16 protein-coding genes are annotated in these 17,305 nt (G+C 45.2%); 12 read left to right on the top strand and 4 right to left on the bottom strand.

What is annotated here, in order from left to right; genetic code table 11:
• The first annotated feature begins 135 nt into the window (after positions 1 to 135).
• Positions 136 to 1,404: a DUF2254 domain-containing protein gene (locus tag R7P74_RS19295; protein WP_053303445.1), complete on the top strand. Its 1,269-nt coding sequence runs from the start codon at positions 136 to 138 to the stop codon at positions 1,402 to 1,404.
• A 184-nt stretch (positions 1,405 to 1,588) separates the two neighbouring features.
• Positions 1,589 to 2,068, top strand: a complete 480-nt coding sequence (locus tag R7P74_RS19290) for an RDD family protein (protein WP_005381070.1) — start codon at positions 1,589 to 1,591, stop codon at positions 2,066 to 2,068.
• Positions 2,069 to 2,155: 87 nt separating this feature from the next.
• Here the strand turns inward: R7P74_RS19290 and lptG are convergent, their stop codons facing one another.
• Both lptG and lptF read right to left on the bottom strand, forming a co-directional pair.
• The gene (gene lptG, locus R7P74_RS19285; protein ID WP_005381071.1) at positions 2,156 to 3,226 is read right to left on the bottom strand and encodes an LPS export ABC transporter permease LptG; all 1,071 of its coding nucleotides are present in this window, start codon (positions 3,224 to 3,226) and stop codon (positions 2,156 to 2,158) included.
• A gap of 3 nt (positions 3,227 to 3,229) precedes the next feature.
• On the bottom strand, positions 3,230 to 4,330 hold the full coding sequence (gene lptF / locus R7P74_RS19280; RefSeq protein WP_053306816.1) for an LPS export ABC transporter permease LptF: 1,101 nt from the start codon (positions 4,328 to 4,330) through the stop codon (positions 3,230 to 3,232).
• A 200-nt stretch (positions 4,331 to 4,530) separates the two neighbouring features.
• Here lptF and pepA point away from each other — a divergent pair, with 200 nt between their 5' ends.
• The 5 genes from pepA to R7P74_RS19255 all read left to right on the top strand — a co-directional run bounded on the left by pepA (position 4,531) and on the right by R7P74_RS19255 (position 11,187).
• Positions 4,531 to 6,039 carry a leucyl aminopeptidase gene (pepA, locus tag R7P74_RS19275; RefSeq protein ID WP_005381073.1) on the top strand — a complete coding sequence of 503 codons (1,509 nt, stop codon included), beginning with the start codon at positions 4,531 to 4,533 and terminating at the stop codon, positions 6,037 to 6,039.
• A 115-nt stretch (positions 6,040 to 6,154) separates the two neighbouring features.
• Entirely contained in the window at positions 6,155 to 6,604 is a 450-nt protein-coding gene (locus tag R7P74_RS19270) for a DNA polymerase III subunit chi (protein WP_031777270.1), read from the top strand.
• A gap of 96 nt (positions 6,605 to 6,700) precedes the next feature.
• Positions 6,701 to 9,559, top strand: a complete 2,859-nt coding sequence (locus tag R7P74_RS19265; RefSeq protein ID WP_285400316.1) for a valine--tRNA ligase — start codon at positions 6,701 to 6,703, stop codon at positions 9,557 to 9,559.
• A 202-nt stretch (positions 9,560 to 9,761) separates the two neighbouring features.
• Positions 9,762 to 10,166, top strand: a complete 405-nt coding sequence (locus R7P74_RS19260; RefSeq protein WP_005381078.1) for a DUF2061 domain-containing protein — start codon at positions 9,762 to 9,764, stop codon at positions 10,164 to 10,166.
• A gap of 115 nt (positions 10,167 to 10,281) precedes the next feature.
• The gene (locus R7P74_RS19255; protein ID WP_213908214.1) at positions 10,282 to 11,187 is read left to right on the top strand and encodes a bifunctional helix-turn-helix transcriptional regulator/GNAT family N-acetyltransferase; all 906 of its coding nucleotides are present in this window, start codon (positions 10,282 to 10,284) and stop codon (positions 11,185 to 11,187) included.
• Positions 11,188 to 11,206: 19 nt separating this feature from the next.
• On the opposite strand, the gene R7P74_RS19250 is transcribed toward R7P74_RS19255, so the two are convergent.
• A complete protein-coding gene (locus tag R7P74_RS19250) occupies positions 11,207 to 12,007 on the bottom strand; it encodes a glycosyl hydrolase 2 galactose-binding domain-containing protein (RefSeq protein WP_104975633.1) in 801 nt (266 codons plus the stop codon).
• A 154-nt stretch (positions 12,008 to 12,161) separates the two neighbouring features.
• Positions 12,162 to 12,575 (bottom strand): ribonuclease E inhibitor RraB, encoded by a 414-nt coding sequence (gene rraB / locus R7P74_RS19245; protein WP_005381081.1) that lies wholly within the window; start codon positions 12,573 to 12,575, stop codon positions 12,162 to 12,164.
• 583 nt (positions 12,576 to 13,158) lie between these two features.
• On the opposite strand from rraB, the gene arcA reads away from it, so the two are divergent.
• From arcA to pyrI, 5 genes are all read left to right on the top strand, one after another.
• On the top strand, positions 13,159 to 14,379 hold the full coding sequence (gene arcA / locus R7P74_RS19240; RefSeq protein WP_005381082.1) for an arginine deiminase: 1,221 nt from the start codon (positions 13,159 to 13,161) through the stop codon (positions 14,377 to 14,379).
• Positions 14,380 to 14,535: 156 nt separating this feature from the next.
• Positions 14,536 to 15,540 carry an ornithine carbamoyltransferase gene (locus R7P74_RS19235; RefSeq protein ID WP_042523477.1) on the top strand — a complete coding sequence of 335 codons (1,005 nt, stop codon included), beginning with the start codon at positions 14,536 to 14,538 and terminating at the stop codon, positions 15,538 to 15,540.
• Positions 15,541 to 15,639: 99 nt separating this feature from the next.
• Positions 15,640 to 15,735 carry a hypothetical protein gene (locus R7P74_RS19230; RefSeq protein WP_005381084.1) on the top strand — a complete coding sequence of 32 codons (96 nt, stop codon included), beginning with the start codon at positions 15,640 to 15,642 and terminating at the stop codon, positions 15,733 to 15,735.
• An 86-nt stretch (positions 15,736 to 15,821) separates the two neighbouring features.
• A complete protein-coding gene (pyrB, locus tag R7P74_RS19225) occupies positions 15,822 to 16,751 on the top strand; it encodes an aspartate carbamoyltransferase (protein WP_005381085.1) in 930 nt (309 codons plus the stop codon).
• 15 nt (positions 16,752 to 16,766) lie between these two features.
• Positions 16,767 to 17,228 carry an aspartate carbamoyltransferase regulatory subunit gene (pyrI, locus tag R7P74_RS19220; protein ID WP_005381086.1) on the top strand — a complete coding sequence of 154 codons (462 nt, stop codon included), beginning with the start codon at positions 16,767 to 16,769 and terminating at the stop codon, positions 17,226 to 17,228.
• Positions 17,229 to 17,305: the final 77 nt, after the last annotated feature.

Raw genomic sequence — 17,305 nt, 5'->3', positions numbered from 1 at the left:
GAAGCAAGCAGCTTTCTTACTTTCGTGATGCATGAAATATCAAGCAGAACGACGGGCATTTAACCTATGCTTAAGCAAGAATAACTTTCTGAATTTTCTATCGACTTTCTAGTGAGAACTGAATAGGAGCAAAGAATGACTGGGTCAAAATGGCAGTGGTTACTGAAACAGATGACACGAAAACTGTGGGTCCGGACGTCACTCTACGCATTACTAGCTGTTGCTACCGCCTTAATGTCGATTGTTTTAAACCAGTTCATTACTCTGCCCCCTGCCATCAACGTCAGCAAGGATTTGTTGAACAACATATTAAATATCCTCGCAACCTCCATGCTTGCAGTGACTACATTCTCTCTCAATATTATGGTCTCAGCGTACAGTGCCGCTAGTGCAGGGGTAACGCCGCGAGCGACAAAACTGTTGATGGAAGACAGCACAACACAAAATGCCTTAGCAACCTTTCTTGGCTCTTTTCTATTTAGTTTGGTAGGAATTATCGCGCTAGGTATTGGGGCCTATCATCAACAAGCACAAATTTATCTATTCATCGTGACTATCGCCGTAATCGTGATGATCATACTCACTCTGCTACGTTGGATTCAGCACCTTTCCGTACTAGGAAGGGTCAGTGAAACCACTTCATACGTAGAGCAAGCCTTGTTAGATGCGATAAGAAAACGGGGCAAAGAGCGCTGGCTAGGTGCTCACCCATGGAGCCACCCAGAGCATAAGCCCAGAGGAAGTAAACCTATTTTGAGCCAAGAAATTGGCTACTTACAGCATGTTGATATGCATCACCTCGATAGTATTGCTGAAGCAAACCAATGCACCATCTACCTTGAGCGACAACCGGGAAGTTTTGTGTACGTAGGTCAACCATTGGCTTGGGTTTGTGGAGAATTGCCAGACGAAAGCGAAGTAACGGCAGCCTTCACGATTCGAACGGAGCGTTCATATGATCAGGACCCTCGCTTTGGTTTAGTCGTTATGGCGGAAATCGCCTCACGAGCACTATCTCCGGCTGTAAATGATAATGGCACCGCGATTGACGTTCTTGGGCGTTCTGTACGAGCACTTTCATTATGGGGAGACCTACTCAGTGAGCCGCCAGCCAAAACTCGATATCCTAGACTATTTGTGCCCGCATTGAGCTACCAGGATTTGTTTGATGATGTCTTTTTGCCGATAGCACACGATGGTGCAGCGCAACTCCAAATACAGATTCGCCTACAAAAGGCCTTGCTAGCTCTCTCTAGTATGCACCCTAAGTTATTTTTGTCACCAGCAATCAAGCTGTCAGAAAAAGCTTTAGAGCTTTCATTAAGCCAACATTATACCGAAGATGAGAAACACCAACTCTCTCAGCTATCTAATCTGGTCACAGACCAAAAAGCCAATGGTTAAGAGAGTCGAATTCAGTTGAAACATATTGCTGCACGGCCTCGTGTATCATGACATGTGCTGATAACGTAGGGCAGAAAAGTCTCTTCGTTTATACACAATTAAAGACTCTGTGCGTTAGGTCTCTTTTCTCTTGGTGAGGGAATCTATATTCTGACGCACAATTTTTAAGGTAAGTGATGGAATAATGACAACGTCTACAACTCTTCCACCTGCTGGTCTCTTTCGTCGACTTGCAGCGTTGATTTACGACACATTGATTATTATCGCAATTGAAATGATGGCCGCTGGTATTGTTATGGCCGTTGTGTTTGCACTAAATGCAGCAGGATTGTTGAGCTATGGCGAGTACGCTGATGCCGCAGATATGCTCGGAAAGCACCCTGTATTGAGCCCTCTATTTACACTTTATCTTGCGGGTGTGTGGATATATTTCTTTGTGTTCTTCTGGACGCGAGCAGGACAAACTCTTGGGATGCGCGCTTGGAAGCTTCGAGTTCGCAATGCCAAAGACGGTGCACCAATTACGGTAACTCAAGCTCTAATTCGTATTTCGACATCTGGCTTTGGCTTGGCAAATCTGACTGTACCGATTGATCCGAAGAAACGTGGTTTCCACGACATTTGGGCCAAAACAGAGGTTGTTGTATTACCGAAGGCAAACTAACTTGTCTAGGAACACAAAAAAGGAAGGCGTAATGCCTTCCTTTTACATTTGGTTCGGTAAAACTTGGTTTATTCGATGATGCTTCAGTTATAGCTTTCTTCGTAGCAGTGCAATCGCAATAGCTAAGAACACCAAACTCGGGGCCAAAGCACCAAACACTGGGGATATGCCATACACCAAGCTTAATGGGCCAAAGAACTCACTGGATATGTAAAAAGTAAACCCGGCAACCACGCCCGACAATACCCTTGCCCCCATGGTCACGCTTCTGAGTGGACCGAAAACAAAAGATAGCGCCATTAACATCATCACAGCAATTGAAAGCGGCTGAGTCAACTTACGCCAAAACGCCAACTCATAGCGAGATGCATCTTGTTCCGATGCTTTTAGGTAAGTCACATAATCATACAAACCGCTCAGTGACAGTTCTTCTGGCTTCACGGTCACCACAGCTAGCTTATCTGGTGCCAAAGAGGTGTGCCACTCCATCTGTTCGATGTCTTGCTTTGAAATTACGTTTTCATTTTCCATGTCCGTAATTTGTACGTAGCGCATCAGCCAGTTGTTATCTTGTTGGTAGTCGACTTCTTCGGCGAAAATAACTTTTTGTAGATTCTTATCATCATCAAAACGCCACATATTTAAAGCATAAAGCTTGTCGTCTTCGACTTTACCTATAAAGATAAAGTCGTTTGCGTCACGAGCCCACACACCTGAGCGCACAGACACAATGCTACCACCTGATATCGCAAACGCACGTAAGTCACGGGCCATCTTCTGGGCCTCAGGAGCGCCCCATTGACCTAACGCCATAACGACAATCATGAGCGGGACGGCCGTTTTTAGTACCGATAACCCGATATCCAGCTTAGAGAAACCAGCAGCTTGCATCACCACCAGCTCAGAGCTTGAAGCCAACATACCTAAGCCGATCAGGGCACCGAGTAATGCCGCCATTGGAAAGAACATTTCGATATCACGCGGCACACTGAGTAACACAAAGTACAACGCATGAGTGAGGTCGTACACACCTCGCCCTACTTTACGTAGCTGTTCTACATATTTGATGATGCCCGATAAGCCAACAAACGTCGCTAAAACCAAGGCAGTGGTAGAGATGATGGTTCTACCGATGTAAAGGTCTAAGATTTTGAACACAGCTTACGCGAGCCTCTTCTTGCGGAATTTGTCTTTTATTCGTCTAGCAGCAACGCTGTCCATCATATTCGCCATGATAGCAACAATCAGCAACATCGCATTGATTGGCCACATACCAATAGCAGCCGGGATGTCACCATCTTCTAATGCAGATTTGGTTGCACTGATCGCCAAGAAATACGCTAGATAGATCAGAATCGCAGGCCCCATTTTGGCAAACCGTCCCTGACGCGGATTCACCGCAGACAAAGGAATAACGAGCATTGTTAAGAGTGGAATACACACAAATAACGAAATTCGCCATTGTAGCTCCGCTTGCGCCTCTGGATCTGGGTGACCTATCAAGTCAACCGTTGGGTATGCTTCCCAGTCTCGCCCTTTCTTTTTGACCTCACGTTGGCCGATAACACCTTCGTATTCATCGAATTTCGTGATCATATATTCAACGCGAGTAGGCACACCTTCATAACGCGTACCTTCTTTCATGGTGATGACCTGACGGCCGTCCGAAAGCTCTTTTACTTCACCAGAAGATGAGAACATCACACTCGGTAACACTGAATCTCGAGGGCGCATCTGCGCAACAAAAACGTTGCTCAAGGTATTGTCTTTAATGTCATCGATGAACACAACCGATGAACCGTCTGGTGTACCTTGGAACTGACCTTTTTTAAGTAGGTCAACGCTGTTTTCTGACGCTACCTGCTCATAAAGCTGCTCAACGCGGTCTTGAGACCACGGCGATAGCCACAACGCATTGAAAGCCGCCACCGCTGAAGTAATCAACGCTAGGTATAAGGCCGCTTGAACCAAGAATTTATTACCAATACCTGTCGCGTTCATTACGACAATTTCGCTCTCTGCATACAGACGACCAAATGTGATCAATATGCCGATATACAGACTTAAAGGCAGCATTAACAGACCCATTGCTGGCATGTTCAAACCAACAATAGAGAAAATCAATCCAGCAGGAATATCCCCATCAGAAGCATCAGCAAGAACACTTATGAATTTCTGGCTTACAAACACCAAAAAAAGCACGAAAAAAATCGCAAATTGGCTCTTGAGTGTTTCGCGGATCAAATATCTAACAATAATCACGCTGAAATTACCTATACAAAACTTGTTTTTTTGGTCGAATCACTATAGTTTCCCGTTGAACCATTTATTTTTTTAAAAATTATAAACTAGATGTTAGTCGCTTAATCAGCTCTGCATGTAAGCTTGGAGCTAAAATTCAACAAGTAAGCGATCATTATCTAACATTTAGAGCAATTTGTCTTCAGGATGTAGGAGTACGCATGGAGTTCAGTGTAAAAAGTGGCAGTCCAGAGAAACAACGTAGCGCATGTATCGTTGTTGGTGTGTTTGAACCACGTCGCCTTTCTCCAGTAGCCGAACAACTTGATAAAATCAGTGACGGTTACATCAGTTCACTACTTCGCCGTGGTGATCTAGAGGGTAAACCTGGTCAGATGCTGCTACTGCATCAAGTACCAGGTGTTTTGTCAGAGCGCGTTTTACTTGTCGGTTGCGGCAAAGAGCGTGAACTTGGCGAGCGCCAGTACAAGGAAATCATTCAAAAGACGATCAGCACACTTAACGAGACAGGCTCAATGGAAGCGGTATGTTTCCTAACTGAACTGCATGTTAAGGGTCGTGATACATACTGGAAAGTGCGCCAGGCTGTAGAAGCGACTAAAGATGGTCTATACACATTTAATCAATTCAAGAGCGTGAAACCTGAGACTCGCCGCCCACTGCGCAAGCTTGTTTTCAACGTACCAACGCGTCGTGAATTGAACTTGGGTGAAAAAGCAATCACTCATGGTCTTGCTATCGCATCAGGTGTCAAAGCCTCAAAAGACCTTGGCAACATGCCGCCAAACGTAGCTAATCCAGCTTACCTTGCTTCTCAAGCTCGTCGTCTAGCGGACGATTACGAAACCGTAACCACCAAAATCATTGGTGAGCAAGAGATGGAAAAACTGGGTATGACCTCTTACCTAGCAGTAGGCCGTGGTTCTAAAAACGAATCTATGATGTCTATCATCGAGTACAAAGGTAACCCTGACTCAGATGCAAAACCGATTGTGCTCGTAGGTAAAGGTCTAACCTTCGACTCAGGCGGTATCTCTCTAAAGCCGGGCGAAGGTATGGATGAGATGAAGTACGACATGTGTGGTGCGGCATCGGTATTCGGTACAATGAAAGCGCTAGCGAAGCTAAACCTACCAATCAACGTTATTGGTGTTCTAGCGGGCTGTGAAAACATGCCTGGCAGCAACGCTTACCGTCCAGGTGACATCCTAACGACCATGTCTGGTCAAACTGTAGAAGTTCTGAACACGGATGCTGAAGGCCGTCTTGTTCTTTGTGACGCACTGACTTACGTAGAGCGTTTCGAACCAGACTGCGTGGTTGACGTTGCAACGCTAACTGGTGCTTGTGTTATCGCACTAGGCCACCATATCAGCGGCGTAATCTCTAACCACAACCCTCTTTCTCATGAGCTAGTAAACGCTTCTGAGCAAGCGAGTGACCGTGCATGGCGTCTACCAATGGCAGACGAGTACCACGAACAGTTGAAGAGCCCGTTTGCGGATATGGCAAACATTGGTGGTCGCCCTGGTGGCACAATTACTGCGGGTTGCTTCTTATCTAAGTTCGCGAAGAAGTACAACTGGGCACACGTCGATATCGCAGGTACCGCGTGGAAATCAGGCGCAGCGAAAGGCTCAACGGGCCGTCCTGTCTCAATGCTTGTCCAATTCCTTTTGAACCGCAGCGGCCAAGAGACAGAAGAGTAATTTCTGAACAGAATCTAAAAGGGCCGCAAGGCCCTTTTTTATTATCCTAATTTTCTAAAATGAAAGTGGGACTTAAGATGGTCTTAGGAAGAGACCCAAGGCAAGTGAGAGAATGATGCAAACTGCAACCTTCTACATCATTAACGAAGAGAGCCCGCAAGCAACGGTGGCTGGCTTTGAAGAATACATCGTGTTTTTGGCTCAGCACTTTGCTCGCCAAGGCGCTAAAGTGTATTTAAACTGCCAAGACAAACCACACGCCGAGCAGCTCGCTGAAGCCTTTTGGCAAGTTGATGCAGACAAGTTCATGGCACATAACCTCGTAGGCGAGGGACCGAAATACGCCACCAATATTGAAATCGGCCATGAAGGTGTAAAACCTAATTGGAACCGTCAGCTGGTAATTAATTTGGCGGAAAATGAGACAACCTTTGCGAACAAGTTTGCTCAAGTGGTAGACTTCGTGCCCTGCGAAGAAAAAGCTAAACAACTCGCAAGAGAAAGATATAAAATTTACCGTCAAGCAGGTTACCAGCTGCAAACGATCGAAATTCAATATCCTTAACGGTCAATCCTTATAGTTAAGGCGATCTTGTTAAGATCCCTCACTTATAAAGATTGACTAAGATTCAACCATCAACGTATCCATTAAAAGAGCGCTATGGAAAAGACATACAACCCAACTTCAATCGAACAAGCTCTGTATCAGACTTGGGAAGAGAAAGGCTACTTTAAGCCACACGGTGACACTACTAAAGAATCATACAGCATCATGATCCCGCCACCGAACGTCACTGGTAGCCTACACATGGGCCACGCGTTCCAAGATACGATCATGGATACGCTTATCCGTTGTGAACGTATGAAGGGTAAAAACACCCTTTGGCAAGTAGGTACTGACCACGCTGGTATCGCAACTCAGATGGTTGTTGAGCGTAAGATCGCTGCAGAAGAAGGCAAAACAAAACACGATTACGGTCGTGAAGCTTTCATCGACAAAATCTGGGAATGGAAAGGCGAATCTGGCGGCACTATCACTAAGCAGCTTCGTCGTCTTGGCGCATCTGTAGACTGGGATCGTGAACGCTTTACGATGGACGATGGTCTATCTAACGCCGTTCAAGAAGTCTTCGTACGTCTATACGAAGACGATCTAATCTACCGCGGTAAGCGTCTAGTTAACTGGGATCCAAAGCTACACACAGCGATTTCAGATCTAGAAGTAGAGAACAAAGACACTAAAGGCCACATGTGGCACTTCCGCTACCCACTAGCAGATGGCGCTAAAACAGCGGATGGCAAAGACTACATCGTTGTTGCAACGACTCGTCCAGAGACCGTGCTAGGCGATACGGGTGTTGCAGTTAACCCAGAAGATCCACGTTACAAAGATCTTATCGGTAAAGAAATCATCCTTCCTATCGTTGATCGTCGCATCCCAATCGTGGGCGATGAGCACGCAGATATGGAAAAAGGTACTGGCTGTGTGAAAATCACACCTGCGCACGACTTCAACGACTACGAAGTAGGTAAGCGCCACCAGCTACCAATGATCAACATTCTGACTTTCGACGCGAACATCCGCGACTCAGCAGAAGTATTCAACACTAACGGCGAAGCAAGCGACGCTTACAGCACTGAGCTACCAGCTAAATACCACGGTATGGAGCGTTTTGCCGCTCGTAAAGCTATCGTTGCTGAATTCGACGAGCTAGGTCTACTTGAAGAAGTGAAAGATCACGATCTACAAGTTCCTTACGGCGACCGTGGTGGCGTTGTTATCGAACCAATGCTAACTGACCAATGGTACGTACGTACTGCGCCTCTAGCGAAAACCGCAGTTGAAGCAGTAGAAAACGGCGACATCCAATTCGTTCCTAAGCAATACGAAAACATGTACTTCTCTTGGATGCGTGACGTTCAAGACTGGTGTATCTCTCGTCAGCTATGGTGGGGTCACCGCATCCCAGCTTGGTACGACAACCAAGGTAATGTTTACGTAGGTCGCACTGAAGAAGAAGTTCGCAAGAACAACAACCTAGAGTCAGTCATTGAACTTCACCAAGACGAAGACGTACTGGATACGTGGTTCTCTTCTGCACTATGGACGTTCGGTACTCAAGGTTGGCCAGAGCAAACTGACGATCTGAAAGTATTCCACCCTTCAGACGTACTAGTAACTGGTTTCGACATCATCTTCTTCTGGGTTGCGCGCATGATCATGATGACCATGCACTTCGTGAAAGACGAAAACGGCAAACCACAAGTACCATTTAAGACGGTTTACGTTACTGGTCTAATCCGTGACGAAAACGGCGACAAGATGTCCAAGTCGAAAGGTAACGTACTTGACCCAATCGACATGATCGATGGTATCGACCTAGAGTCTCTCGTAGAGAAGCGTTGTGGCAACATGATGCAGCCTCAACTAGCGAAGAAGATCGAGAAGAACACTCGTAAGACGTTTGAAAACGGTATCGAAGCATACGGTACAGACGCACTGCGTTTCACTCTTGCAGCAATGGCATCAACAGGTCGCGATATCAACTGGGATATGAAGCGTCTTGAAGGTTACCGTAACTTCTGTAACAAACTATGGAACGCAAGCCGTTACGTAATGATGAACACAGAAGAGCAAGATTGTGGCTTCAACGGTGGTGAGATTGAATACTCACTAGCAGACAAATGGATCGAGTCTCAGTTTGAACTAGCAGCGAAAGCGTTCAACAACCATATCGACAACTTCCGTCTAGATATGGCTGCGAACACACTTTACGAATTCATCTGGAACCAATTCTGTGACTGGTACCTAGAGCTAACTAAACCCGTTCTATGGAAAGGTACTGAAGCGCAACAGCGTGGTACTCGCCGTACACTAATCACGGTACTTGAGAAGACGCTACGTCTAGCTCACCCTGTGATTCCTTACATCACTGAAACTATCTGGCAAAGCATCAAGCCACTAGTTGAAGGTGTAGAAGGTGAGACAATCATGCTTCAAGTACTGCCTCAATTCGACGAAGCAAACTTCAACCAAGAAGCGCTAGATGATATCGAATGGGTGAAGGCGTTCATTACCAGCATCCGTAACCTACGTGCTGAATACGACATCAACCCTGGTAAGCCGCTTGACGTTATGCTGAAAGCAGCAAATGCAGAAGATGCCTCTCGTCTAGAAGCAAGCAAGCAAGTACTGATGTCACTAGCGAAGCTAGAAGCAGTACGCGTGCTTGAAGCTGGCGAACAAACTCCAGCGTGTGCAACGGCACTGGTTGGCAAGTCTGAGCTGATGATCCCAATGGCGGGTTTGATCGACAAAGATGCAGAGCTTGCTCGTCTAGATGGCGAAATCAAGAAAACTCACGGCGAAATCAAGCGTATCGAAGGCAAACTAGGTAACGAAGGCTTCGTAGCGAAAGCACCTGAAGCAGTTGTTGCTAAAGAGCGTGAGAAGCTTGAAGGCTACAAAGAAACGCTAGCTAAGCTAGAAGAGCAGAAGACAACGATCGCTGCGCTTTAAGCCTCAGTGAAAGAGAAGAATTAACACTTCTCACTTTTGGTTCAAAAGGTTGGTCATCATGGCCAACCTTTTTTGTATACATTTCACCAAAACCATCATCAATAGCTTCCCCCTATCACAACAATACTCATTACCCATTATCATTAATGAGAATTATTATCGATAATGAACTCATCGAAACAAACACGATTGAGTAATTATCATGAAAAAGACACTAACTTTCGCAGCACTGCATTTTACTATCGCATTTAGTGTCGCTTACGTACTCACAGGCGACATTCTAATTGGTAGTTTAATTGCCATGATTGAGCCTTCAGTGAACACCGTAGCCTTCTACTTTCATGAAAAGGCATGGGCAAAAGTCCCAGCACTTAAAGCTCGTCAGTGGATGACCAAATTAAAAACCGCAAGCTTTGCGACCGTGCACTTCAGCGTCGCTTTTACCGTGGTTTACTTACTAACAGGTGATGCATTCGTCGGCGGCGTAATGGCGATGCTAGAGCCGAGTTTGAACACGGTGGCTTACTACTTCCACGAGAAAGTATGGATGCGTAAATCATCAGAAAAAGCTCCAGCACCGCAGTTTTGTTTACATCACCACGCTTAAACATGGAGGCTCACTACGTCTCCTAACGAGAAAAATGACATTTACCATTGACAAGGTTGCGCACCGCAATTAATTTAATTGCGGTGCGCAACCTTATTTTTAGAGGTAAGTGATAATGAACGCTCGTCAACTTCGACACTACTCCCGTCAAGCCGTCCGATTGCTTGGTATGCTTGATAAACAATGCAGCGATGTCGCTCTCACTCCAGTGCAAGCGCACGCATTGGGTGAAATCCAATTGCAGCCATTGACCATCAATCAGCTGGCACAGCAGCTTAATGTCGACAAGTCCAACGCGAGCCGAACCGTTACTGGTTTGATTAAATTAGGTTTGGTCGAGAGCATCGAAAACCCAAAAGACAAACGTAGTCAACTCGTAGCGATTACAGAGCAAGGCCAACAGGCGTTATCACAACTGGACCAACAGCAAAACCACTTCTTTGAACAACTGCTTACCCAACTCGATGACAGCGAGCAAGAGCAACTCAAACTTGGTCTAGAGACTTACCTAAAAGGGCTAACAAAAGTGTGTCAGTCTGAGGAATACGTTCTTCGACCTCTTACTAAAGCAGACAACCCGCAAGTCGCAGATGTGATTCGTAAAGTCTCTGCAGAATACGGCTTAACCGCAGACAAAGGTTATGGTGTGGCCGATCCAACGCTTGATGATATGTATTCGGTTTACAATCAATGCGGGGCCGCCTATTGGGTCATTGAACATCGCGGAGAGATCGTTGGTGGCGGTGGCTTTGCCCCTTTAGCGGGCGAGCCAAATGTGTGTGAACTACAAAAGATGTACTTCTTACCTCAAACACGAGGACACGGTTTAGCCAAACGCATCGTCGCATTGAGCTTACAATTGGCGAAACAATTTGGGTATCAGCAGTGCTATTTAGAGACAACTGAATGTCTGAGAGAAGCGGTAAGCTTGTATGAAAAGCTAGGCTTTGAGCATCTCGATGCCCCGCTTGGACAAACAGGGCATGATGCATGTGAAGTCGTAATGCTTAAGATGCTGTAATAGATAATATTATTAGACGTTAAAGCACAACATGGGTAACACAAAGCTCCTGGCTCAAGGCAACAGTGAAGTTTTGGTGCTGCCCATCCAACTCAACAGACAACTGGTAGAGATCACTTGGATCAGGATCAGTAAGATCGGCATACTTTGGCGCTTCGATCTGGAATAAAGCGCTCGCATGCTCCGCTCGGACATCAATAGGAATATGGTAAGTCATGCCATTGAACTTAACCGATGCCGATACTAAACCCGGCGCAAAAGTTTGGTAGTACAAATCCACCTTAAACTCACAACCACCACCGTGGTGCCAAATCTGTTCAGTAGCCACGCGGTCTAAACGCACATTGCGAATAAACTGCAGATACGGCTCTTGCCATACCCCTAAGCGCTCGTCACTCTTTTGGTATTCATGATCTGCAAGTGAACACAACTCCGGTTTATCCTCATCCAACAGAAGATCTTCTTCTTCCTCAAGGAATAGGATCTCAAAACGGTTGCGCCCCATCTGCATGAACGGGCGAATGTCTTTCTTGTAGACATTTTGAGAACCGTCACAGTCAAACAATGCTACTCCGTTCAAACGCACTTCTGCATGGTAATCCACACCACCCAACACCATTTCTACCGCTGGGAATGCCATCATGGATTCATCCACTTCAATGTCATGCATCAGGTGCCACTCTTGCTGACGAATTGCTTCTTCTGTCAGTTCAGCTGGCAATACCTGACTCAAAGGAGCAGGGAAAGTAATGTCATCCTGTGGGATAGAAAGGTCCGTCAGTGGAGAGACTTGCCATAAACCGGCGAGTGAGAGTTGCATATACACCTTGAGCTAGATCAATTTTCACGCATTATAGGGAGAAATCCCCTATAAACTCAATGTGAATTATTTATCGCCTCCACATTCGTCAGTTTTTCAAGGAATAAAAAAACCAGCGTTAAACGCTGGTTTTTCCAAAAGTAGTGAGCTTTGATTACTCGTCGTCTTCATCTTCTTCAGGGTAAAGCGCATCTTCGCCTTCGTAGTACGTACCCCAACCGTCATAGATGATGTCGTATTTTTCTGCCAAGTGAATCAATTTTTCAACTTGCGCATCAATCGCTTCTGCGTCTAGTGCGGACTCCATAGTCGCATCACAGCAAAGCAACTTGTTACCATCTTCATCTTCAGTTTCTTCTGCTTCAAGAACTTCAAAGCCCATCTTGAATGCTTCAACTACCGCTTTTTCTAGCGTGTCAAAATCTTCGGCAAACAGGTGGTGCTCAATTTCGTATAGCGAATCTGGATCGCTGCCATCTTCTAGCAATGCTGCAATGATATCGCGAGTCTCTTCCTTTTGAATCTCAATTAATTCTTCTACTGATAGATATTCATCTTCGTGAGACATGTTTTGGCTCCAGATTAGTTACTTGATGGAAACACAATACCCGATACTGAGTATGCTGATCCGGTGAAATATGGCATGGATTGCGATGAAAAGCCACAAACAAACATCATACCACTGCGATTCTTATCGGTTATTTGAATCTAAATATTAAACCGACCACACAAAGAAACAAAAAATTAACAAAGAATGGCATTTTTTAATATTCAGAACATCCTAATTGACACTTAATGTGGTTATTTTCTCTTTCTATGCGTGTTTATGATGCTTTCTTGAATACACTCACGTGTAAAACGAAGAAGCATAACGAATAAATTCACTTTAATAATGCATAATTTAGAATAAAAATGCACGTTTTATGCACTGTGCGTGTATTCTTTCTCAACGGGAAAATTAGAATAAAAACGCACGCACTCTAATTTTAGTAAAATAGCATTTATATCTAATAATAAATTTCATAAGAATAAAAATAAAAATAAAAAACTCACAAAACCAGAAACACCAGAATATAAACAAAGCTTGATAACTTGCATCTTTCTAGGAAGCTTGTCATAACTAATGGCTGGAAAATTTGTAAGGATACAAAATGAGCAAGCTGTACGTTGGATCAGAAGTTGGTCAACTTCGACGAGTTCTATTAAATCGCCCTGAACGCGCCCTAACCCACTTAACTCCGTCAAACTGTCATGAGTTGCTATTTGATGACGTTCTTGCTGTAGAAGCGGCAGGTGAAGAGCACGATGCATTCGCACGTACGCTGCGCGAGCAAGACGTTGAAGTGCTTCTCCTCCACGATTTACTGGTCGAAACCCTCGCCGTTCCAGAAGCAAAACAATGGCTGCTGAACACTCAGATTTCTGACTTTCGCTACGGGCCAACATTTGCGCGAGACCTACGCCAATACTTTTCAGAAATGGATGATGAACATCTTGCCTGCATCTTTTTAGGTGGCTTAGCTTACTCAGAGCTACCGATCTCCTCATCTTCTATGCTTCCAAAAATGAAGCGTCCTCTCGACTTTGTTATTGAGCCGCTACCTAACCACCTATTTACGCGTGATACCTCGTGTTGGGTTTATGGCGGCGTTTCTCTTAATCCGATGATGATGCCTGCACGTCAACGTGAAACAAACCACCTACGTGCGATTTATCGTTGGCACCCAATTTTTGCTGGCCAAGATTTTATCAAATACTTCGGTGACGATGATCTGCATTATGATAACGCGAATGTCGAAGGCGGTGATGTGTTGGTTATTGGTAAAGGTGCAGTTCTTATCGGTATGTCTGAGCGTACGACTGCGCAAGGTGTAGAGAACCTTGCAGCGAGCCTATTTAAAGCAGGCCAAGCGACCGAAGTGATTGCAATTGATCTGCCTAAACACCGCTCATGTATGCATTTAGACACCGTGATGACCCATATGGATGTAGATACTTTCTCTGTCTACCCTGAGATCATGCGCAAAGATCTCGACACATGGCGCTTAACACCAAAAGGCAACGGTGAAATGCATGTTGAAGCCTCACATAACTATCTGCACGCGATTGAGTCCGCTCTTGGCTTAGATCAGCTGAAAATCATCACCACTGGTGGCGACAGCTATGAAGCGGAACGCGAACAATGGAATGACGCCAATAACGTTCTAACTGTAAAACCGGGCGTAGTAATTGGTTACGAACGCAACGTATACACCAACGAAAAATACGATAAAGCTGGCATCAAAGTACTGACAGTACCTGGTAACGAGCTTGGTCGTGGTCGCGGTGGCGCTCGCTGTATGAGCTGTCCAATAGAACGAGACGATATATAACTTACTCGTCTCTTTACATTAGGTGAATCAAAACTAAGGTTGATGTGAATACATCAACCTTTTTTAGCTTTATTTAAAAATAATTATTCACAATAAAAGCATTTATATGTTTTAATGAATTCTATTAATCTAATCACATGTACTAAGGGACGAGCTATGGCTTTCAATTTACGTAACCGCAACTTTTTGAAGCTATTGGACTTCTCAACCAAAGAAATCCAGTTTTTGCTCGAACTGTCTGCAGAGCTGAAAAAAGCTAAATATGCAGGAACAGAGCAGAAGAAACTTCAAGGTAAAAACATCGCACTAATCTTTGAGAAATCTTCGACTCGTACCCGATGTGCGTTTGAAGTCGCTGCCTTTGACCAAGGTGCTCAAGTCTCTTACATCGGCCCTTCTGGCTCGCAGATCGGTCATAAGGAATCGATGAAAGACACCGCTCGCGTCCTTGGTCGTATGTACGACGGGATTGAATACCGAGGCTTTGGCCAATCCATTGTTGAAGAGCTTGGTACTTATGCTGGTGTTCCAGTTTGGAATGGTTTAACGGATGAGTTCCACCCGACCCAGATCCTTGCTGACTTCCTGACTATGCAAGAGCACGGCCGTGGTAAACAGCTACATGAAGTAACCTTCGCTTACCTAGGTGATGCGCGCAACAACATGGGTAACTCACTTATGGTGGGCGCAGCGAAAATGGGCATGGATATTCGCCTTGTCGCGCCAAAAGCGTTCTGGCCTGAAGAAGATCTCGTGGCAACTTGTCAAACTATCGCGCAACAAACAGGTGCAAAAATCACGTTAACAGAAAGCGTTGAGGAAGGTGTGAAAGGTTGTGACTTCCTATACACCGACGTTTGGGTATCTATGGGTGAGTCTGCCGAGGCATGGGATGAGCGTGTAGCGTTAATGACACCTTATCAAATCAATATGGACGTGATTAAACAAACGGGTAATCCACATGTGAAATTCATGCACTGCCTTCCAGCTTTCCACAATGATGAAACCACCGTCGGCAAAGAAGTCGCTGAAAAATACGGTATGAAAGGCCTTGAAGTAACAGAAGAGGTATTTGAATCGGAATACTCCATCGTATTCGACGAAGCTGAAAACCGTATGCATACCATCAAAGCCGTGATGGTTGCGACGCTAGGAAGCTAAACCAGCGCGCAAAAACAGCCGATAAAAACCATGATGTAATCGCTTGCGCTCACGAAAGTTAAGCGTATAATGCTCGGCAATTTGTCTGAGGATTAAGAAATGACCACGCTGATTGCTGACGTAAAAACGCGATTTGCTCTCGCTAAGCGACTACGCTTACGTGGTGTTATTTTCGTTAATTCTATTGAATTTTAAAACCTCCCCATTGGGGAGGTTTTTTTATGTCCAAAATTCCTTTCGGTTATTTGGATGTAGTCATCAATGTTATAGGGAAGAAGATCATGGCGAACTCGCTTTACCAGAAGCACATCATCTCTATTCCAGAGCTTTCACGCGAAGAACTGGAACTTATCGTAGAAACAGCAGGTAGCCTTAAAAAAGCACCTCGACCAGAACTGATTAAAAACAAAGTCGTTGCAAGTTGTTTCTTTGAACCATCAACACGTACACGTTTATCGTTTGAAACAGCGATTCAGCGCATTGGTGGTGACGTGATTGGCTTTGATAATGATGGTAATACCTCTCTGGCGAAAAAAGGCGAAACACTCGCAGATTCAGTACAAGTCATCTCTTCTTACGTCGATGCCTTTGTGATGCGTCATCCACAAGAAGGCGCCGCTCGCTTGGCCTCTGAATTTTCAAATGGCGTGCCAGTGATCAACGCGGGCGACGGTGCAAACCAACACCCAACTCAAACGCTACTCGACCTATACACCATCGCGGAAACACAAGGGCGTCTAGACAACCTGAACGTCGCATTCGTAGGTGATCTAAAATATGGCCGCACAGTGCACTCACTGACTCAAGCCTTAGCAAAGTTTAACAACATCCGCTTCTTCTTTGTTGCACCAGATGCGCTGGCAATGCCAGATTACATCTGCGAAGAACTAGATGAAGCTGGCATTCAATATAGCCTACACACAGACATGGAAAGTGTGATTCCTGAACTGGATATTCTGTACATGACACGCGTACAGAAAGAACGTTTTGACGAATCGGAATACGCACATATTAAGTCGGCTTACATCCTAACGGCGGCACTACTAGAAGGCGCGCGTGAGAACTTGAAAGTGCTGCACCCACTACCACGTGTGGATGAAATTACAACTGATGTTGATAAAACGCCTCATGCTTACTTCTTCCAGCAAGCTCAAAATGGCGTGTATGCTCGCCAAGCACTGCTGGCGCTTGTTCTAAACGAAACACTGTAATCGAGGGGAAAAATCATGGCTAAAGAAACTCAATTGCAGGTAGAAGCAATCAAAAATGGTACGGTCATCGACCACATCCCTGCGCAAATCGGCATCAAAGTATTAAGACTGTTCGATATGCACAATTCATCACAACGCGTAACGATTGGACTGAACTTGCCATCATCAGCACTCGGTCATAAAGATCTACTCAAAATCGAAAATGTGTTTATCAATGAAGAGCAAGCGAGCAAGCTAGCGTTGTATGCTCCTCACGCGACCGTGAATCAAATCGAGAATTATGAAGTGGTGAAAAAGCTCGCGTTAGAGCTTCCTGAGCGCATCAATGATGTATTTGAATGCCCGAATTCAAACTGTATTTCTCATAATGAACCAGTAGAAAGCAGCTTTAGCGTGTTCGAGAAGAAACAAGAAATCCGCCTAAAGTGTAAATACTGCGAGAAAGTGTTCTCACGCGAGATCGTAACCGAGCGATAAACACGCCGCACGACTAGGCTGTGATACGTTTAAAATACCCTGCAATGTCAGGGTATTTTGCTCTTTACCTACCGAGG

This window comes from Vibrio sp. 2033, assembly GCF_033339735.1.
The sequence above is the reverse complement of the archived record's forward strand: the minus strand, read 5'-3'. Positions and strand labels throughout refer to the sequence as shown.